General features: G+C 39.6%; 19 protein-coding genes. 11 read left to right on the forward strand and 8 right to left on the reverse strand.

The window, feature by feature from the left end:
• Positions 1-13: 13 nt before the first annotated feature.
• On the reverse strand, positions 14-805 hold the full coding sequence (locus tag ACYZ0U_RS10410; protein WP_461452024.1) for a PhzF family phenazine biosynthesis protein: 792 nt from the start codon (positions 803-805) through the stop codon (positions 14-16).
• Between the two features lie 161 nt (positions 806-966).
• On the reverse strand, positions 967-2,934 hold the full coding sequence (locus ACYZ0U_RS10415) for a M1 family metallopeptidase (protein WP_461452025.1): 1,968 nt from the start codon (positions 2,932-2,934) through the stop codon (positions 967-969).
• Between the two features lie 187 nt (positions 2,935-3,121).
• On the opposite strand from ACYZ0U_RS10415, the gene ACYZ0U_RS10420 reads away from it, so the two are divergent.
• Together ACYZ0U_RS10420 and ACYZ0U_RS10425 are read left to right on the forward strand one after the other, a co-directional pair.
• Positions 3,122-5,137, forward strand: coding sequence for a thioredoxin domain-containing protein (locus tag ACYZ0U_RS10420; RefSeq protein ID WP_461452026.1), 2,016 nt, complete (start codon positions 3,122-3,124; stop codon positions 5,135-5,137).
• 15 nt (positions 5,138-5,152) lie between these two features.
• Positions 5,153-5,650: an FKBP-type peptidyl-prolyl cis-trans isomerase gene (locus ACYZ0U_RS10425; protein ID WP_461452027.1), complete on the forward strand. Its 498-nt coding sequence runs from the start codon at positions 5,153-5,155 to the stop codon at positions 5,648-5,650.
• A gap of 43 nt (positions 5,651-5,693) precedes the next feature.
• On the opposite strand, the gene ACYZ0U_RS10430 is transcribed toward ACYZ0U_RS10425, so the two are convergent.
• On the reverse strand, positions 5,694-6,419 hold the full coding sequence (locus tag ACYZ0U_RS10430; RefSeq protein WP_461452028.1) for a hypothetical protein: 726 nt from the start codon (positions 6,417-6,419) through the stop codon (positions 5,694-5,696).
• A gap of 268 nt (positions 6,420-6,687) precedes the next feature.
• On the opposite strand from ACYZ0U_RS10430, the gene ACYZ0U_RS10435 reads away from it, so the two are divergent.
• The 9 genes from ACYZ0U_RS10435 to ACYZ0U_RS10475 all read left to right on the forward strand — a co-directional run bounded on the left by ACYZ0U_RS10435 (position 6,688) and on the right by ACYZ0U_RS10475 (position 15,603).
• Positions 6,688-7,770: a fatty acid desaturase gene (locus ACYZ0U_RS10435; protein WP_461452029.1), complete on the forward strand. Its 1,083-nt coding sequence runs from the start codon at positions 6,688-6,690 to the stop codon at positions 7,768-7,770.
• Positions 7,771-7,832: 62 nt separating this feature from the next.
• On the forward strand, positions 7,833-8,030 hold the full coding sequence (locus ACYZ0U_RS10440) for a hypothetical protein (RefSeq protein WP_461452030.1): 198 nt from the start codon (positions 7,833-7,835) through the stop codon (positions 8,028-8,030).
• A gap of 168 nt (positions 8,031-8,198) precedes the next feature.
• Positions 8,199-9,707, forward strand: a complete 1,509-nt coding sequence (locus ACYZ0U_RS10445; protein WP_461452031.1) for a TolB family protein — start codon at positions 8,199-8,201, stop codon at positions 9,705-9,707.
• A gap of 106 nt (positions 9,708-9,813) precedes the next feature.
• Positions 9,814-11,271 carry a Gfo/Idh/MocA family protein gene (locus tag ACYZ0U_RS10450; RefSeq protein ID WP_461452032.1) on the forward strand — a complete coding sequence of 486 codons (1,458 nt, stop codon included), beginning with the start codon at positions 9,814-9,816 and terminating at the stop codon, positions 11,269-11,271.
• Between the two features lies 1 nt (position 11,272).
• Complete coding sequence (locus ACYZ0U_RS10455; RefSeq protein ID WP_461452033.1) at positions 11,273-12,424, forward strand: Gfo/Idh/MocA family protein; 1,152 nt, start codon at positions 11,273-11,275, stop codon at positions 12,422-12,424.
• Positions 12,425-12,434: 10 nt separating this feature from the next.
• On the forward strand, positions 12,435-13,487 hold the full coding sequence (locus ACYZ0U_RS10460) for a sugar phosphate isomerase/epimerase family protein (RefSeq protein ID WP_461452034.1): 1,053 nt from the start codon (positions 12,435-12,437) through the stop codon (positions 13,485-13,487).
• 19 nt (positions 13,488-13,506) lie between these two features.
• On the forward strand, positions 13,507-13,911 hold the full coding sequence (locus ACYZ0U_RS10465) for a c-type cytochrome (RefSeq protein WP_461452035.1): 405 nt from the start codon (positions 13,507-13,509) through the stop codon (positions 13,909-13,911).
• Between the two features lie 25 nt (positions 13,912-13,936).
• On the forward strand, positions 13,937-14,818 hold the full coding sequence (locus ACYZ0U_RS10470; protein ID WP_461452036.1) for a sugar phosphate isomerase/epimerase family protein: 882 nt from the start codon (positions 13,937-13,939) through the stop codon (positions 14,816-14,818).
• A 14-nt stretch (positions 14,819-14,832) separates the two neighbouring features.
• Positions 14,833-15,603, forward strand: coding sequence for a 3-keto-disaccharide hydrolase (locus tag ACYZ0U_RS10475; protein ID WP_461452037.1), 771 nt, complete (start codon positions 14,833-14,835; stop codon positions 15,601-15,603).
• A gap of 71 nt (positions 15,604-15,674) precedes the next feature.
• Here the strand turns inward: ACYZ0U_RS10475 and ACYZ0U_RS10480 are convergent, their stop codons facing one another.
• The 5 genes from ACYZ0U_RS10480 to ACYZ0U_RS10500 all read right to left on the reverse strand — a co-directional run bounded on the left by ACYZ0U_RS10480 (position 15,675) and on the right by ACYZ0U_RS10500 (position 20,748).
• The gene (locus ACYZ0U_RS10480) at positions 15,675-18,410 is read right to left on the reverse strand and encodes an Ig-like domain-containing protein (RefSeq protein ID WP_461452038.1); all 2,736 of its coding nucleotides are present in this window, start codon (positions 18,408-18,410) and stop codon (positions 15,675-15,677) included.
• A gap of 207 nt (positions 18,411-18,617) precedes the next feature.
• Positions 18,618-18,833, reverse strand: a complete 216-nt coding sequence (locus ACYZ0U_RS10485) for a hypothetical protein (RefSeq protein ID WP_461452039.1) — start codon at positions 18,831-18,833, stop codon at positions 18,618-18,620.
• Between the two features lie 494 nt (positions 18,834-19,327).
• A complete protein-coding gene (locus ACYZ0U_RS10490; RefSeq protein ID WP_461452040.1) occupies positions 19,328-19,657 on the reverse strand; it encodes a YbjQ family protein in 330 nt (109 codons plus the stop codon).
• 101 nt (positions 19,658-19,758) lie between these two features.
• Entirely contained in the window at positions 19,759-20,085 is a 327-nt protein-coding gene (locus ACYZ0U_RS10495) for a hypothetical protein (protein ID WP_461452041.1), read from the reverse strand.
• 81 nt (positions 20,086-20,166) lie between these two features.
• Positions 20,167-20,748, reverse strand: a complete 582-nt coding sequence (locus ACYZ0U_RS10500; protein WP_461452042.1) for a DUF4142 domain-containing protein — start codon at positions 20,746-20,748, stop codon at positions 20,167-20,169.
• Between the last annotated feature and the right edge of the window lie 19 nt (positions 20,749-20,767).

Consider the following 20,767-nt stretch of genomic DNA (forward strand, 5'->3'; position numbering starts at 1 on the left):
GTGCTTTTGTCCTTTATCCTTTAACTTCAATTTCCCCGCTCAAATAAGTAACCACATTGCCGCTCATCAGCACCCGGTCGCCTTTTTGCTCGCACCAAAGCTCACCTTTACGGGCAGATAGCTGGTAAGCGTGAAGTTTATCCTTGCCTAACTTTTTAGCCCAATAGGGTATCAGGTTGCAATGTGCCGATCCGGTAACCGGGTCTTCCGGAATACCTGCACCCGGCGCGAAAAAGCGGGATACGAAGTCTACATCCTTACCCGGAGCTGTAACGATGACACCCACAGTATCCATTTTTGATAGCGCGAAAAAGTCCGGCGAAAGGTCTTTGATATCATCCTCTGATTCGTAAACGATAAAGTAATCCCTTGATCTTAAAACCTCAACAGGTTGTTTATCGCTCAAAGCTTCAACTAAACCAACCGGCGCTTCAATAGGTATTGGTGGGCGCGAAGGGAAATCCATGGTATATTTATCGCCATCGCGCTTAACATGCAATATGCCTGCCTTTACGGTTTCAAAATGAATTTCATCGCTACCGTAAGCCAGTTCGCTAAATAATATATGTGCCGATGCCAGGGTTGCATGCCCGCAAAGGTCGATCTCATATTCAGGAGTGAACCATCTTAATTTATAGCCATTCTCCGTCCTTACAAAAAAAGCGGTTTCTGCCAGGTTATTTTCAATGGCAATCTTTTGCATCACCTCATCAGGCAACCATTCCGTTAGGGGACAAACAGCAGCCGGGTTGCCGCCAAATAGTTTATCGGTAAATGCATCAGCCTGGAATATCGGGATCCTCATTATTAATATTATTAGTTGGGCTAATATAGTTGGAAAAGAATCAAGAGCCAAGGTTTTTTGTTAATAGATTCAAGAATCAAGACGAAAATCAATCGACTATAAACAAAAAAGCCGGAACTTAAGTTCCGGCTTTACATATCTTGATTCTTTACTCTTAATTCTTACTTCGCGTTGTACACGTTGTTTTTCAGATCCGAATCAGGTAATTCATGATTTGGATCGAGTACGATAGATTTTATAGCCGATGTTGACGGATATTTAAACTGCCATACACCACCACGCTGCCATACGTTAACCGGCAGATGCAAGTTTTCAACCGTGCCATTCGCTTGTGTTATCAGCAATTCAACAGGCATTGCCAATTTATCTTTATTTACTAAAGTAATGATTGCGCCTTTGGTAGGATCATTATTAATATAAGTTACACCTTGTATAGCCTGGTCAAGTTTCCAGGTAGTAAAAAACCATGGTTTAAAGAACCAGTTCAGGTCTTCGCCCGATGCATCGTTCATCGCCCTAAAGAAATCATATGGTAACGGATGTTTAAATGCCCAATGCTTAATATACTCACGGAAGGCAAAATCAAATCTTTCAGGGCCTAACACATCATTACGCAGCATAACAAGTCCTAATGCAGTTTTGCTGTAATACTGGCCGTAATCATTCAGTCCGATAGCTTCCGGAGGGGTCATTAACGGGTCGGTACTGCGGCGGTAGCTACGTAAAATACGTTGAGCGATCTTTGCTGTATCCTTATATTCGCCATTGTTAAAATGATCGGTAGCGTAAATATTGATGAATGTGTTAAAACCTTCATCCATCCACATGTATTTACGCTCGTTTGTACCAACGATCATCGGAAACCAGTTGTGGCCGATCTCGTGGGTAATATCACCCCAAAGTGATTTATTTTTCAGATTGCTTAAGCAAAATATGATACCCGGATATTCCATACCCAAAGCAACGCCCGATACACTAACCGCTGAATTCCACGGATATTCAAAATAAGCATTGGAGTAGATCTCCATGCTGTTTTTCAGGTATTCGGTGGAGCGGCTCCATGAATCATTACCTGAACTTTCGATTGGGTAAGCTGATTGTGCTATACCTTTACGGCCCGAAGGGAAATTAACTTTAGCGGCATCCCAGATAAAAGCAGTTGAAGCAGCCCATGATACATCACGGCTATTCAGCATTTTAAAGTGCCAGGTTGATTTACCGTTGCCTAAATGTGATGCAGCCTGCCCAACTTCTTCCGGTTTGATCAGCATTACAGTTTTATCGCTGTTCCTGGCTGCAGCCATACGGGTTTGCTGGGCAGGAGTAAGTACCTGCATAGCATTTTGCAAATCACCTGATCCAACTACGGTCATGTTTGATGGTGCTGTGATGTAGTAATCAAAATCACCATAATCACAATAAAACTCACCTAAGCCCATGTAAGGCAGGGTGTTCCATCCTTCAACATCATCATAAACACACATGCGCGGGTACCACTGTGCAATTTCGTAAACCCAGCCTTGTTTAAATTTCTTACGGCCCATACGGTCGGCGCCATAATAAGGGATAGAGAAGTTATAATTTACTTTTACGCTGATCTTATCGCCTTTAGCACCAAGTGGTGTATTTAAACGCACCTGCATACGGGCATCTGTAATAACCGGTGTAACCTTGTAGCTTATGCCTTTATAGGTAACTGTTACCGATTCGATGTGGTAACCGCCACGGTTAAAGCCACGCACGTCGAAACGGTCGCCGCTCATTGGGGTAACCGCTGCCCCGCGGGAATCAGGTTTAAACAAGTTTTGATCAAGCTGGAACCATAAATAGTCCAGTTTATCAGGGCTGTTGTTAATATAGTCAACAGTTACATCACCAGTAATGGTGGTATCCTGAGCGCCTTCATCCAAAGTAGCGTGGATGAGGTAATTAGCACGGTTTTGCCAGTAGTTTTGCCCGGGCTGTCCGCTAGCCGAGCGGGTATCGCCGGTTGTGGTTGGCCAAACTGTTGGGCCGAACAGATCGTTGTGATCATATTTTACAGAATCGGGTGTGGTTTGTGCGGAAGCACTGAAGGCCATAAGAAATAAGGCGCATGCTCCCAGCAAGTGTTTTAGTTTAGTTTGCATATAGTCAATTAAAGCCGCAAATTAACTAAAATAATTTTTAATAAAGTGTTTGTTTTAAGGATGATACAAAAGCGTTGTATTATTGACATGTTGATAAACTTATCACAGCGTAAAAAAACTTTTATTATTCACAATTGCTTTAACATAAGGGGCTTAATTATTGCATTTTAGCCGACTATATATTACTATGAATCATCTCGCAAATTCAACTTCGCCATATTTATTACAACACGCCAATAATCCTGTAGATTGGTATCCCTGGGGGACTGAGGCTTTGCAAAAGGCTAAAGCAGAGAATAAGTTGATCATCGTAAGCATCGGCTATTCCGCTTGCCACTGGTGCCATGTAATGGAGCATGAAAGTTTTGAGGATGAAAGCGTTGCCGGTGTAATGAATCAGTATTTTGTTTGTATTAAAGTTGACAGGGAAGAACGCCCGGATATCGACCAAATCTACATGAGTGCGGTACAACTCATGAGCGGCAGGGGGGGCTGGCCACTAAATTGTATATGTTTGCCCGATCAAAGACCGATATACGGCGGAACTTACTTCAGGAAAAATGACTGGGCATCGTTATTATTTAACCTGGCTGATTTCTATAAACAAAAACCTGCTGAAGCCGAAGACTATGCTGTTAAGCTAACAGAGGGTATCCAAAATTTCGAGACCATAGATTTTATTAAGGAGCAACCGGAATACGCTAAAGAAGATTTGCAGATGATTGTTGAGAACTGGAAAAAATATTTTGACCCTGAAGAAGGCGGTATGGGTTCGGCACCCAAATTTCCGATGCCGAATAACTGGCAATTTTTAATGCGTTACAGCTATTTGATGAATGACGCCGACATCACACAAAACGTTATGCTAACCTTAAAAAAAATGGCGTTCGGTGGTATTTATGATCATATTGGCGGCGGATTTGCACGCTATTCTGTTGATGGGCGTTGGCATGTACCGCATTTTGAGAAGATGCTGTATGATAATGCGCAGCTGATCAGTCTTTATTCTGAGGCTTATACCTGGAAAAGCTCCCAATTATACAAACAAGTTGTTGATGAGATCATAAACTTTTCTATTAGAGAATTGTCATCCCCGGATGGTGGCTTTTACAGCGCGCTAGATGCTGATAGTGAAGGGGTAGAGGGAAAATTCTACACGTTCACCAAAGCACAGGTTGAGACTATTTTGGGAGATGAAGCTGATCTGTTCTGCATCTATTACCACATCACCGAAGATGGCAACTGGCAAGAGGAGCATACCAATGTACTTTTCAGGCAGGAAAAAGACTTACAGTTAGCTAATAAGTTAGGTTTGCCCCTGGAGTTAATGATGGAGAAAATTGAGGAAAGTAAAAAGAAGATCTTTTACGCCCGTAATCAGCGCATTCGCCCTGGATTGGATAATAAGATCTTAGCTTCATGGAATGGCTTAATGTTAAAAGGATTATGCGATGCTTATCGTACTTTTAATGAGCATGATTATTTGGATATGGCGCTCAAAAACGCTGATTTTATAGTAAGGTACATGGTTAACGAAGATGGCCGTTTATCACGTACTTATAAAGGTGTAGATAATAACTCCATCGCTTTTTTGGATGATTATGCCAATGTTGTTGATGCTTTGGTCGCATTGTACGAAGTCACTTTCGACGAACAATGGCTGGAACACGCCCGTGGTTTAGCCGACTATGCAATCGCCCATTTTTATGACCCCGCAAGTGGCATATTTTATTTTACCGCGGACGCAGATGAGCAATTGATCGCACGCAAATCGGAAATTATGGACGGCGTGATTCCGTCATCAAATTCAGTAATGGCACGGAACCTAAAAAGGCTTGGGTTGTTGTTCGATGATGAAGAATATCATGAAATATCCGATCAGTTATTACGAAATGTGATGCCGCATATGGCAAAGTATGGTTCGTCATACTCTAACTGGGCAATGTTGCTGCTGGATGAGATATTCGGTGTTTACGAAGTTGCCATTACTGGTGATAATTACGAAGAGATGCGCCTGGAGATTGAAAAAAAATATATTCCAAACAAAATTATCTTGGGGGGTAAAAAAGGAAGTTTACCTTTGCTGCAGGAAAAGTTTTCTGACAAGACACAAATTTTTATCTGCAAGGATAAAACCTGTAGCCTGCCCGTTTACAATTCTAATGACGCGGTAAAACAAATTAATTCCAAAATACTTTTATAAGAAACACAATCTGCAATGAAAATTGAATCACAGCACGTAGTCTCATTAACTTACGATTTGTATGTTGACCAGGACGGCAAAGAAACATTAGTTGAGAGCGCTACACAGGAGCAGCCTTTAACCTTTTTATATGGAGCAGGGCAGATGCTGCCTAAGTTCGAAGACAATTTGAGCACCTTATCAACAGGTGATAATTATGACTTTCATTTATCAGCACAGGATGCTTATGGCGAATATGATGATGAAGCTGTAGCAAACCTGCCAAAAGAAATGTTTAATGGTACCGATGTACCGGAAATTGGCAGCATCGTACCTTTACAGGATAATAACGGCAACCGTTTCCAGGGGCAGGTTGTTTCTATTGCTGAAGATGCGGTTATTGTTGATTTGAATCACCCGATGGCGGGCCAGGAATTGCATTTTAAAGGTAACATTTTAAATGTTCGCCCTGCAACACCAGAGGAATTGTCTCATGGACACGCTCATGGGCCTGACGGGCACCACGCTCACTAATATTTATCAAAACCCTCCAAAACGGGAGGGTTTTTTGTTTTTATCAATATACGTCCAACTGCCCGCCATCTGTTATACGGCAGCGTACAAATATCCGGGATAACACGGGTTTGCCATTAATAGTTGCAGGCACAAATAACCTGTCTTGGTAATCTATCAGATCAGGAGAAAATGAGGTTATCCTTTCGCTATCATCTGGTCCTTGTATATGTATTTTAAAGTCAGCTAATCTGCCGCCAGGGCTAACCAAAATTTCCAATATCGCGTTAAGTTGCGAAAAGTCAGCATTAATATAATCGTCGGATAATCTAAAAACTGATAAGTATGGAATATAGCCAAAACAACGGCCGCCTGTCTTCATTGGCTTAGTAACCTTGTCATCTTTTTTCACACTATCATCAAAGCCATATCTGATATGCGCTTCAGTAATGTAATTATCTGACTCTTCATAAAGGATCGCGTTTTTGTCAAAATCAAAATTTTCTACTAATTGTCCTTTGGCATCATAAAAATGCCATATGCCAACTTGTTTATTGTTGTTGTAAACTCCGCTTGCTAAAGCAGTATTGCGGCCATATATTGCTTGGTATAAACCCTGCTTAATAGTTTTATTGCCTTTCAAAACATAATAATCTTCAGCAACACTTTGGGTAAGCCTATCGTGACGTTTTACTGTATCTTGTGAAAAACAATTATTTATATTGAAAACCAGGATCACAAGCAACAAGCCAAGGTTTACGTATATTATTTTATTATGCGCTAAAGTCATTAAGGTTTAATAATAATTATTGCGTAATGTGTTATAAATATTACAATAATGCAAGTATATTAAGTATTATTAATAATATTTAAATAAGCCTGCTTACAACAACATAAAAACTTTAAATACGTTTAAGTACATAGTTAACGGTTTGATACAGTGTTTTGTTAGTTACCAGGGTTTTAATTGTATCCAAATAATATTTTACATTTCAATTATAATCCATACCTTTCATCCGTAATCCCTCTAACTAATATAAACTATAATTAATTTTACTATGGCGTTTTTGGAGAATGTGTTAGAACAACCTGCATATGGTTGGAAAGATAAGTTTGGCGAGCTTTCAAAGCCCGGACCCCGCGAACTTTTAAAGGAATTTTTCTCCAGATTAAATGTCTTTAAAAATAAAAAGAACTGGATGTCATTCATGAGCTGGTTCATGATCGTGCTACTTACTCCTTTTTTAGCATTGTTCATATTTAAATATTTTTCTTTAAAGCTTCTTATCGTTGCCTTTGTTTACGGCATGATCGTTATGGGTACACATGGTACAATCTGGCTGCATCGTTATTGCACACATGGCGCTTACAAGTTCAGTAACAACTTCTGGCGTTTTTTCACTCAAAACCTAACGTTAAAAATAATTCCTGAAGAAATCTACGCAATCTCGCACCATGTTCACCATGCGCTTTCTGATCAGCCGGGTGACCCGTACAATGCTAATGGCGGTTTTTTATATTGCTTTTTAGCTGATGTTAATCATCAGCCAATCGGGCGTAACCTTACTGAAAAGGATTATGGTAAATGTGTTAATTTAATGCGCCATACCGGCGTTAAAACCAACTCATTCGCACAATATAATAAATGGGGCACTTTGGCCTCTCCGATGCGTACTATAACAGCAATTGTACTTAATTGGGCATTTTGGTTTGCTTGTTTTTATTTTATAGGTGGTTTAGCTTTAGTTTGTACCATATTTGGTGCAGCAGGTGTTTGGGCCGTAGGGGTTCGTACTTATAATTACGAAGGACATGGCAAAGGCCAGGACAAACGCCGTGAAGGTGTTGATCACAATCGTGACGACATGTCAATTAACCAGATTTGGCCGGGTTATGTAGCCGGCGAATGGCACAATAACCATCACTTATATCCAAAAAGCGCGCGTTCAGGTTTTAAAGCTTACCAGCTTGATCTAGCCTGGTGCTATATTAAATTTTTAAGCATTATAGGCGCTGTTAGTGAATATCGCGATTCGAAGAAAGAGTTTCAATTAGCCTATTGCCAAAAATCAGTTTTAAAAATTGTTCCTGATGTAGTTCCGTCAAAGGTATTTGCTGTTGTTCCCGATGAAGTTTGGTAAATTAAGTTAATGTTAAAACATTTATGATGCTTATTAGTTGTAAGTTCATAAACTCAACCAACATGAAAAAAATTATTTTATCAATAATGATGATTTTAGCTATCGGCTTCGCATCATTTGCACATGCCCAGGACAGGGTAGACAAGAGAACTGTAAAAGTGAAAAAAACCAGCAGCTTTAAACAAAAAATCCACAACACTTTTCACAAACACCACAAAGAATACAACGGTTATAAAGTGAAAACTAAGGTTAGGAAATAGTCTAACAAAAAACACAAAAGGGAGATGCATTGAATTGTATCTCCCTTTTTTTTAGACTTTTTTTTTTTGAGATGATTAAAAAGACAATTTTTTTGAATAAAAAAACATCGCCCATTTAAAAATCTATTAATTACCTTAGCATATCAATTATAGTAATACCTGCCTTTTATGAAAACCAAATTGCTATTTCTGCTATGTTTTGTAATGTTTATTACCAACGCCTATGCTCAGGAGATCGGGATATTTGATGACCAAACCGACATTGGGTCAGTAAAGCAGCTTGCAGGTGGTGCTGAATATGAACCACAATTACAACAGTATAAAATTACAGGTTCGGGTTATAATATCTGGTTCGATCATGATGCTTTTCATTATGTATGGAAGAAGATGAAAGGTGATTTTATACTAACCACACGTGCGCAATTTCTGGGTACTGGTATTGAACAACATCGTAAATTAGGCTGGATGATACGCGCATCGCTCGATCCAAACTCAAAACACGTGAGTGCAGTTGTTCATGGTGATGGTTTAACATCGTTACAATACAGAAAAACCGTTAACGGCCAAACAGAAGAAATCAAATCACCGATCACACATGCGGATATCATCCAAATTGAACGAAAAGGTAATACCTATACCATGTCTGTAGCCCGTAATGGTGAAACCTTTGTTACCGAAAAAATAGATATTGATTTGGGCGATGATGTTTACATAGGATTATTTGTATGCTCGCATAACCCGGCTGTAGTTGAAAAGGCTGAGTTTAATAATGTAAGGATAGTTGTACCTGCAGGTAAGGATGATGGTTATAAAAAATATATAGGTAGCGATATTCAAATTCTAAATCTCGAAACTGGTAATAGCCGGATAATTTATCAATCACCGCAATCTTTACAGGCGCCAAACTGGACTAAGAACGGAAAGTATTTGATTTATAACAATGACGGCCTGCTTTATAAATATGATTTGAAAACAAACACACCGTCAGTCCTCAATACCGGCGCAGCTAAGGCTAATAATAATGATCACGTTTTATCATTTGATGGTAAATGGCTGGCTATAAGCAACAGCGAGCAATATGGATCAATAGGATATATTGTTCCTGCTGAGGGAGGCGACACCAGGCAACTTACGCCAACCGGGCCTTCTTACATGCATGGCTGGTCGCCGGATGGTAAATACATTGTTTTTTGCGGCGATAGAAATAAGGAATTTGATATCTACAAAATACCTTCAAGCGGTGGTAAAGAAGTAAGATTAACAGACGCCCCCGGACTTGACGATGGCCCGGAGTATACACCTGATGGTAAATACATCTATTTTTGTTCGGTACGTAGCGGATTAATGCAGGTGTGGCGTATGAACCCTGATGGCAGCAACCAAACCCAGGTAACTAATGACGATTTTGATAATTGGTTCCCACACGTTTCACCCGATGGAAAAATGATCGAGTTTATATCCTTTATGAAAGATGAAGTAGCTCCCGGCGATCATCCATTCTATAAGCATGTTTACCTGCGGGTAATGCCAGTTGGTGGTGGGCCGATAAAAGTTATAGCTTATTTATATGGCGGTCAGGGAACCATCAATACCCCATCATGGTCTCCTGATAGTAAACACTTAGCATTTGTGAGTAATAGTCAATTGTTATTTTCTGCATTTCCTATTGCTCAATAGATTAAGTAACAAATTTATTCGTTGCTTTATTTTTTTGAATAATTTACTAAGTTTGGTAAATGGTGCTAAATTGATTTTATAGATAACTTCTAACCAATTATATTCAATGACCGATAACCCAGATTCATCATTAAACACCTCCAGGCGAGGGTTTATTAAAAGCAGCGCAATTGCTGCGGCAGGTATCATGATCGTTCCGCGTTATGTTTTAGGCGGAAAAGGTTTTACCGCACCCAGCGACAAGTTGATTATTGCCGGCGTAGGTGCGGGTGGCAAGGGCCAAAGTGACATCGCCAATTTCTACGCCAGCGGCAATGCAGAAATTGGTTACCTGTGTGATGTGGATATGCGCAGCGCAGCAAAAACAGTGGCCAAATTCCCGAAAGCGAAATTCTACAAAGATTGGCGCGAGATGCTGGATAAGGATCATAAGAATTTTGACGCGGTATCGGTTTCTATACCAGATCATAACCATGCCATTGTGGCGCTTTCAGCCATGCAGATGGGCAAGCACGTATATGTACAAAAACCATTGGCGCATGATGTATTTGAGGCCCGTGCCTTAACACATGCGGCAAAAAAATATAATGTGGTAACCCAAATGGGTAACCAGGGCGCATCAAACGATGGTGTGAGGCAATTACGCGAATGGTACGATGCCGGAGAAATAGGCAATGTACACACCGTGTATTGCTGGACAGACCGCCCCGTTTGGCCACAAGGTATTCCATGGCCGGATACCAAACCACCGGTACCGCCTGAATTGGATTGGGACCTTTGGTTAGGAACCGCGCCTTACAAAAGTTATGTTGATAAGCTGGTACCGTTTAACTGGCGCGGCTGGTGGGATTACGGTACCGGAGCATTAGGCGATATGGGTTGCCATTTGATGGAAGCGCCCTTCCGTGTATTGGATCTGCAATATGTTAAAGATGTACAGTCAAGCGTTGGTACTATTTATGTAGATAACTTTACAAAAGGTTATTTCCCGGATAGCTGCCCGCCATCGAGTCACATCACTTTGACTTTCCCTAAAACTGAAAAAACGATGGGCGATGTTACCGTACACTGGATGGACGGTGGCATACAGCCTGAACGCCCGGTTGAATTAGGCCCGAATGAAGATTTTGGCGATAACGGCAACGGTATGTTATTCATCGGTACAAAAGGAAAAATGATGGCAAGTACTTATTCGTTAAATCCGCAATTGCTGCCAACATCACGCACGAGCCAGGTAAATGTACCTAAAACTATTGCCCGCGTTCCCGGCGGTCAGGATGGCCACTACGCGCAATGGGTAAATGCTGCAATTGCCGGCAAACCCGACGTGGTGAGCTCGCCATTTAAACTGGCAGGGCCGCTTACAGAGGCATTGCTAATGGCAAATCTCTCCATCCGTGGTCATGACCTGAAAGTAGCAAGGCCGGATGGCAAAGGATATGATTTCCCTGGAGAAAATATAAAGCTGGTATGGGACAACGATGCCATGCGTGTAACTAATTTTAACGATGTTAATCAATACATAAAACGCGAGTACCGCGAAGGCTGGAAAGTGCTTGGATAATATGAAATTACGATTAGGAATGATAGGCGGCGGGCAAGGCGCATTTATAGGTGCGATACATCGCATTGCCGCCCGCATAGATGACGAGTATGAACTGGTTTGTGGTGCTTTTAGCAGTGATGGGGAGAAGGCAAAAGCAAGCGGTTTGTTATTAGGTTTAGCTGCAAGCCGCGTTTACACCAGCTATAAGGAGCTTATCGAAAAGGAAAAGCAATTACCTAAAGATGAACGTGTGCAGGTAATAAGTATCGTCACTCCAAACCATTTACATTTTGAACCAGCTAAACTGGCTTTGGAGAATGGTTTTAATGTGATACTGGATAAGCCGATGACGTTTTCGCTTGCCGAAGCTAAAGAGTTACAAAAAGTGGTTGAGCAAAGTGGTAAAAGGTTTTGCTTAACCCATACTTATACCGGTTATCCCATGGTAAAGGAAGCCCGGCAGATCATCAAGCAAGGTAAGTTAGGTAAGATCAGAAAGGTTTATGTTGAATATCCGCAAGGCTGGTTGAGCTTTTTTTTGGAAGGTGAGGACAATAAACAAGCCTCATGGCGTACCGACCCGACAAAAAGCGGTATCGCTGGCGCCATGGGCGATATCGGTACTCACGCCTTTAACCTGGCTGAATATGTAAGCGGATTGCATGTTACCAAATTATGCGCTGATATTAATACTGTTGTTGAAGGCCGAAAGCTTGATGATGATGGTGCCGCATTACTTAAATTTGATAGCGGGGCAAGTGGTGTACTTGTAGCTACGCAAATTGCAGCAGGTTCCGAAAATAATATCAAGATAATAATATATGGCGAAAAAGGGGGCTTGGAGTGGCAACAGGACAATGCAAATACCCTGCTGCTGAAATGGCCTGACAAACCTGCCGAAATATTACGTACAGGCGGTAGCTATTTAAGCTCATATGCAACTCACAACACGCGTACACCTGGAGGGCATCCCGAAGGTTATTTGGAAGCATTCGCTAACTTGTACCGTAACTTCGCGTTGTGTGTTAAGGCTGACCTTGATAGCAAACAACCTGAAAAAGAATGGCTGGATTACCCCGGTATTGATGATGGATTAAGGGGGATGGCTTTTGTGGAGAATGTGATCGCGTCAGGAAAATCGGATTTAAAATGGACCGACTTTAAAATATAAAATAACAGCTATGAAAACCATTAAAGGCCCGGCCATATTTTTAGCGCAGTTTATAGGTGCCGATGAGCCTTTTAATAATTTAAAATCCATTTGCCATTGGGCAAAGGACCTGGGTTATAAAGGCGTACAATTACCAACACTTGATCCGAACTTCATCGACCTGAAAAAAGCTGCTGAAAGCAAAACTTATGCTGATGAACTTAATGGTTTGGTTAAGGAATGCGGATTGGAGATTACTGAATTATCTACTCATTTACAAGGTCAGTTAGTAGCAGTAAATCCGGCTTATGACTTGCTGTTTGACGGCTTCGCACCCGAAGCTTATCGTAATAATCCAAAGGCAAGGCAGGACTGGGCAGTTCAGCAATTAAAATATGCAGCCAAAGCATCGCAAAACTTAGGATTAACTGCCAGTGTTAGTTTTAGCGGCGCATTAATCTGGCAAATGGTTTATCCATGGCCGCAGCGTCCGCCAGGGTTAGTTGATGACGCTTTTACCGAACTCGCCAAACGCTGGGAGCCTATATTGAACGTTTACGATGAATGCGGCATCGATCTCTGTTATGAGATTCATCCGGGTGAAGATCTGCACGATGGAATCAGTTATGAAATGTTTTTAAAGAAAGTAAACAACCATAGTCGTGCTTGTTTGTTGTATGACCCATCGCATTTTGTATTACAATGCCTTGATTATTTGGAATATATCGATATTTATCACGAGCGGATCAAAATGTTCCATGTAAAGGATGCCGAATTTAACCCGACAGGCAGACAAGGGGTTTACGGCGGCTATCAAAGCTGGATAAACAGGGCAGGGCGTTTCCGTTCATTGGGCGATGGGCAGGTTGACTTTAAAAGCATTTTTAGCAAGCTTGCGCAATATGACTTTAGCGGCTGGGCGGTTTTAGAATGGGAGTGCGCACTGAAAAATTCAGAGGACGGTGCACGGGAAGGCTCGGAATTTATAAAGAATCACATCATCAGGGTTACGGATAAGGCTTTTGATGATTTTGCTTCTTCGGGAGGTGACGAAGCTTTCAATAAAAAAATATTAGGAATTTAAATAACACACAATAATACAAATGAAAAGATCATTAATCATTTTTGGATTAGCGCTGGCAATTTCGGCATGCGGAAATAATAAACAATCCACCGGTTCCGGTACTGATACTACTGTAACAACAACAACAACTACTACATCAACCCAAAGCACATCCGTAGCTGTTAAAGATACTTTGGGCGCAGGTCTAATACAAAAGAACGATTGCTTAACCTGTCATGGCGTAGATGAGAAAAAGATAGGCCCTGCATATACTGACGTTGCTAATAAATATACTGCTTCACCGGCTGTTATTGATACATTGGCTAATAAGATCATAAAAGGAGGGTCGGGCAACTGGGGTAATATTGCCATGTCGCCACATCCAAACTTATCAATAACAGATGCTCAGGAGATGGTTAAATACATCCTGTCGCTTAAAAAATAAAACCAAACTAACCAAAATAAACCAAATGACTAACAGAAGAACTTTTTTAGCCCAGGCGGGCATGATATCGGCCGGGGTTATGGTAGCACCCAAAATGCTGCTCGCCCAGAATTATAAGGACATTGTAGGATTGCAATTGTACAGCGTCCGCGATCAATTGAAAGATACCGGTGTAAAAGATGTTATACCTAAAGTGGCCAAGGCAGGATATAAGGAAGTGGAAACATTTGGCTATAATAAAAAGAATGGTTTTTGGGGATTAGATGCTGGTGAATTTAACAAGTTACTTAAAGACAATGGCTTACATACACCAAGCGGCCATTTTGAGTTTGATAACTTTTTTGCCACTGGAAATACTGATGAGTTGCATTCTTACATCGATGCTGCACATATTACCGGCATGGAATATATCATTGTTCCGCACCTTAATGGCGACTTTATTAAAACTGTTGATGATTTTAAAAGCATTGCCGATAAAATAAGTATAGCAGCTGAAATCTGTAAAAAAGAAGGCCTAAAATTTGGCTATCATAACCATAATTTTGAATGGAGACAAGTTGACGGAACTACGTTTTACGATACGATATTGAACAGAACAGATCCGAAATTAGTGAAGATGGAAATGGATCTGTACTGGGTAGTTCGTACAGGGCAGGATCCTGTTGAGATCATCAAAAAACATCCCGGCAGGTTCTTCGCATTTCATATTAAGGATATGGATAAGTCAAACCATGAGCGCAATACTGAAATTGGTAACGGAACTATTGATTTTAAGGCAATTATAGCATATGCAAATTTGAGTGGCGTAAAGCACTTTATTGTTGAGCAGGAAAATTACACCAATATCGATCCGTATGTAAGCATTACACAAAGTTGTTCTTACGTTAAAAATGTACTTCACGTATAAAAAAATAAAAAATCATGAGAAATAAAATTTTGTTGACCCTTGCAATTGTAGCCACTTGTTTTACGGTTAAAGCACAGCAGGGAGCTAAGCCAGAGGACACTGAGATTTGGAGTCCTGAACCACCGATAGTTACTCCTGGTAAAACATGTAGTGAGGCACCATCTGATGCTATCATTTTGTTTGATGGTACTAATTTAAATCAATGGGTTTCTACGCAGGATAGGAGCCAACCGGCTGACTGGAGTGTACACGACGGAATAGTTACGGTAAATAAAAACTCTGGTAATATAGAAACTAAGCAATCTTTTAAAAATTACCAGCTACATATTGAATGGCGTATCCCTGCTGATATAACCGGTACAAGCCAGGCAAGGGGAAACAGTGGCGTATTTTTAGCGTCATTAGGTAAGGGCGATGCGGGTTATGAATTACAGGTTTTGGACTCGTACAAAAACAAGACTTATGTAAATGGCATGGCTGGCAGCATTTACAAACAATTTATTCCTTTGGCAAATCCTGCAAGGCCCCCGGGCGAATGGCAAACCTATGATGTAATTTGGACCGCACCAACTTTTAATGAAGATGGCACTTTAAAAACCGCCGCACGCGCTACGGTAATTTATAATGGCGTTGTGGTAGAAAACGATGTTAGCTTGTTAGGCCCAACGCTATATATAGGTAAGCCTGTTTACAAAGCGCACGGCCCGGCTCCAATTAAATTACAGGCTCATGGTGATAAAAGTGAACCGCTTAGCTTCAGAAATATCTGGGTAAGAGAGTTGTAATTTTACGAACAAACTAAAAGAGGTTATTTCATTTTTTGAAATAACCTCTTTTTTTTGAACTGATAACCTACTTAGTCAACTTTGTAATGATAAATATAATGAGCTAAATTACCATCAGCATCTATGCCTTCCAGTACTACACGATATGGGCCTTTACCATCAGCATTAAAAAAATCAAATGATGCTTTTCCGGTAGCATCAGTAAATATTTTAGGGTTCCAATAAATAGTAGTTCTTAGATCGGAATAGGTAGGATTACTTTTTGGCACACTAAATTTCGGAACATAAAACTCCTTGTATTTAGCATACCCCAATGGGCTGATTGTTATTACATTGTTTTGTGGCATCATGTCCTTAAGTTGTGCAAGCGAAATTTTTTCTCCTTTTGGCTTCGGTTTTCCATTAATTACTATAACTCCCTTTGTATTAGTCATTTTATTTATACTACTTAAGCCATCATTTAAAAAGGTTTCAACTGATTCAACTGTTTTTGGATCAATATTGGCAAGATAACTTGCATCTACAGGTGTACCGTTATAATAAATAGCTGCCGGAGTTGATTTATTATTTTGATTATAATCTCGCGTTAAGTAAAAATTATTATCCGAATAGGTAAAACCAAACAGAGTTCCCTGAAGACAATCTAATAAAAAATTGCAACCTGAAAGCTGACTGCTGTTAACAATATGATCTGGCTGGGGACTTAAACCTGTTAACGAAGAATAATCCATATGACTTGGTTTTTTTACTTCGGACTTTGCTACCACTACTACCTCTTTTAACATTCTGGTTGCTGCATATTGTCTTTTTGTATTTTTTAAATAAACTGATAATGTGCTATCAATATTTTGCACGTTATCTGGCGAATTTATGTTTTTAACCATAGTCGGTGCTGTTTCAGCATCAGCCGTTACAACAAGGTTTTTATAATTTTGATTGTTTTTAGCGCTTATTATAACCTGCGATGAATCCTTAAAATTCAAGTTAGTAAATACAAATCTTCCGGATTCATCTGTAGTGGCATCCATTGTTAGCAATTTATCGGATATTGCCATGTGGATATTGCCACGCGGAACAGCAATGCCTGACGATGTACGTAACATGCCTGTAATTTTAATTCCTTGCTCAGGCAAATAAAACAATTGCGGTTTTTTGCCGGCCACTATATCACTATAATCAAACCTTCTATAACCCTGTGTAAGCATTAACACATCAAGATCATCTGTCTTTTTTGCGTCAACATGATTAAAATAATAGTTTGGTTTTTCAATATAGCCTTTTAATTCAGAGGTAAGCAAAAGGCTTGATAGAATTGTTGTTTCATTATCTTCGTCATAAGGAACTTTGTTCTCATCAATCACAGCCATAGAAAACGTTCCAACGTCTGGCAGATTTTTGTTTTTTACGGTAAGGGTCATATGTACCTTTTGGCGTGTTAAATAAGCCGGCTTATCTGTGTTAATGCTAACATTAAGTAAATCATCGCGTTGTATAAAAACTAAGCGTTCACTTAAAGGATCGCCTTCAGCCGTAAGTAATGAAAATTGCAAAATTCCTGTTGGAAACTTGCTTTTTGGTAAAACTGATACATATGTAAGATTTTGTAATTGTGTTTGTGCCGCATAATAAACATTACCACCGCTTTGAGCTACTATGTAAAAAAGTGTGTTCTTGAATTTTTCTAAAAATGCGGGGTTTGAAGCCAGTTTGACGGTTAAACTATCAGGATTACTATTATTTACCGATAGATAAATTCCCTCATCTAAAACTTTTGGCAGATCGTATGAGCTTTTTGTCCCGTCTGAAAACGATACCATTGCTTTATAATTTTTGCCTGTTTCGGGTTGAAAGGTAAACTCGCCCATACCCAGGTGTTGTGATGCAAATTGTGCTACTTCATTATTAGCATCATCAGTTACCACTCCCTTAATATTAACACCCATCCCGTTTGAATTTATAGCTTTGAAAGCAATTTTAGCATGTACACCGCTCAACATATTTCCACCTTCCGGAAAAAACTGTACATCTTTTGGTATTGCAGCTGTTTTTAATGGAAAAGTATTTGTAACGCTTTTTTTGTAATTTATTTCAAGCGTTGTTGTTAAATCGGCAGATGCAAATGCAGCGTGTTTATTGCTGGTAAAACTTAATTCCAATATACCATTTGCGTCAGTTACACCTTTTCCTTTGTCAATGGTCTCATCATCAGATTGCACTTTCCATGTTACTCTTTTGGCGGGTAACGGGGCACCGTCCTGTGTTTTATAAGTTATATGGGCGATAATCTTTTCCGTATTATTATTGGCTACTGCATTTATAAATGAAATGTGTGTATCAACCGGGTCGTCCTTGTCAACTGTATTACCAACAGTAATATTTTTGGTAAAAAAATAACCCGCATCAAAATTCCGCATCCAATTGGTATAAGCTCTAATGTGATAATTACCTTCTATAAAAGAAACTTGTGGTAAAACAATATTTCCATATGCTATACCATTAACTACCGGCAACCTTAATGATTGTACAACCGAATCGCGATTATTGATCATATCGACATACACAACCCTGCTAATAGCCGAAAGTTGATTTTGCTCGAGTGTTACATAGGCTTTAAACCATATGGTGTCACCAACAGCATAATAGGGTTTATCAAAATGCAGATAAACCTTCTCAGCGGGATAATTTTGTGTGTACTGGGTGGTTTTTGTAATTAAGTTTCGCAGAGAAATTGTATCATCCTGTGCAAAGGCTGATAGTGAAAAAATAGTTAACAAGCACGCAGCAAAAGCGATTTTTTTGAAGATCATCAATATCAATTAAAGTAAGTAATACGGAGGCTAAATATATCCATTTAATACTATTGCGTTAGCGCTTTAACAAGCTTTAACATATTTTTTACAATAGCACAGGTATATATTATTATTGAAGTGGGATAAAAAGGCTATAAAACAAAAATATCATTGTAATCAGTCAAGATCGCAATGATATTTTTATTTGATAAAGAACAATACTACTTACCAACCAGAACCTTTTGTTGCGTTGCCGGCACTGATATGTCCTTCTGCTGTAGCTTTGCTCATAATTGCAGCCATTTTGTTACCTGCGCTGTCTTTACCTGTTGCAATGTACCTGCCAGATTTTACATCAATAACAGGATCGATCATTGGAACATTTTTGGTTTTTGTTTTCACAGAATAGGCGGTAATACCGCCGCTTGTTGGTGTTGCCATAATTAGTTTAAATTGTTTTTTGAAATTAACTCCACACAGGAGGCGTTTGTTTTAACAAACATAGCTTATTGTATTTAAGTTGAATACTGTTTAACCTAAAAATTATTAACAAATCATAGGTAATTAACATTTTTTAGGTGTAAAACATGCTAAACCGTGTTTGAAATGATTTTACAACAAATAATAGTTATAAAAGATATAATTGATGGTTAAACACGTATGTTAATTTTGATGTTAGCTTTAAAATTATTAGATTTAAAAATAGGTTTAACAAAAAACTAATAACCAGATAAAATGGGAAAAAGAGATTCAAGTATAATATACTTTATTTTAGGGTTATATTCCTTAATGGTAAGCTGGTATTATAATCACAACTTAATCATACTCTTGATCACTTATATATTTTGGCCTGTATATTTACTTTATGAATTGCTCATAGGCCACCTTGCCCACGGTATGTGGAAAGTGATACCCCTTTCATATTTTAAATAAGCTTAAACTTTCTCAACCACTACCGCGGTTCCGTAGGCTAATACTTCGGTAATGCCCTGCATTATTTCGTTGGCATCATAACGCATGTTGATGATTGCATTGGCACCCAGGGTTTGCGCATGCTGTGCCAGGAGTTGAAAAGCTTCTTCGCGCGAGTTTTCGCAAAGCTCAACATAAATTGAAAGCCTGCCGCCGAATAAAGATTGAAACCCACCAGCGATGTTACCCAAGGCACTGCGGCTGCGTACCGTTATGCCGCGTACTACGCCTAAGTGTTTAACAATTTTATAACCCTCTAAACTTGTGCTGGTTGTAATTAATGCTGCATCCATAATTGTTTTTTTTAGGTTTTACAAGGTAGACTATTAATGATACATTTTGTTACATAAAAGGCTGACAGATATTATCTGTCAGCCTTTACAATATTGTTAAATTAATCCGGTGGGTTGTTAGATGACGGAACCGGGATAGGTGTTGAGGTTGGGTTGGGTGTAGGTGTTACAGGTGTTGTTGTAGGCGGCACTGTTGGCGTTGGTGTTGGACTTGGTACCGGGGTAGGTGCCGGCATTGGCGTTGTTGTAGTTGGCATAGTTGGCATTGGTGTACCAGTTGGCGATTTAGTGCCAATTCTGGGTACTGTATCTTTTAAAATATTCGCTTCACTAAAATTAAATTGACTTGATGAACCTGTATTTGCAACAGTGTGCTCACAGGCACAGGTTACTATCAGCGCTGCGGCTATTATTTTTAACTTTTTCATAATGTTTACTTTATGTTAACGGAAATAGTTATTGTTCAAGACTATACCTGACCTGATTATTTTTAGCTATTTATCAACCAGTTACATACTGCTTTTAATAGCATTAATTGCATCCATATGTTTATGCAGGGTAGGTAATGTGTTAGTAATAAATGTCTTTAAAGTAGTATCCTTAACGGCACTTTGTGCAGCCTCGAACATGGCGATAGTTTTTTGATGATCTGCAACCATCTGGGCTACATAGGCTTTGTTCAACGCTGTGCCTGATTTTTTTGAAAGATCAGTTATTACAGCCTGTTGTGTTGTATCAGGCAAAGTTGGGAGCATAATATTTTTTGCTTTTGCAATTGCAGTAAGTTTATTGCCAGCATCAGTATGATCAGTGACCATCATGTTGGCAAAATCTTTTATTTTATTGTTGGATGACTGCAATTCGAGTTTACTTAACGCAATTTCGGTCATTCCACCTTGTGCTGCTTTGGTGGCGAAGTTAACATCTGCACTATCCGCAGCTGCTATCATTTTGCCGGTATCAGTTTTAGTGGCGTCAGCAGTTGTAGTGGTTGTTGTGTCGATGGTGGTTGAGGTGTTAGTACCATTGTGGCAGGCCTGCATCATTAATGCAGAACCTGCTGCGATCATAATTAAATTTAATGCTTTCATGATAGTTGAGTTTTTTTAA

Source organism: Mucilaginibacter sp. (assembly GCF_965225845.1).
GTDB lineage: Bacteria > Bacteroidota > Bacteroidia > Sphingobacteriales > Sphingobacteriaceae > Mucilaginibacter.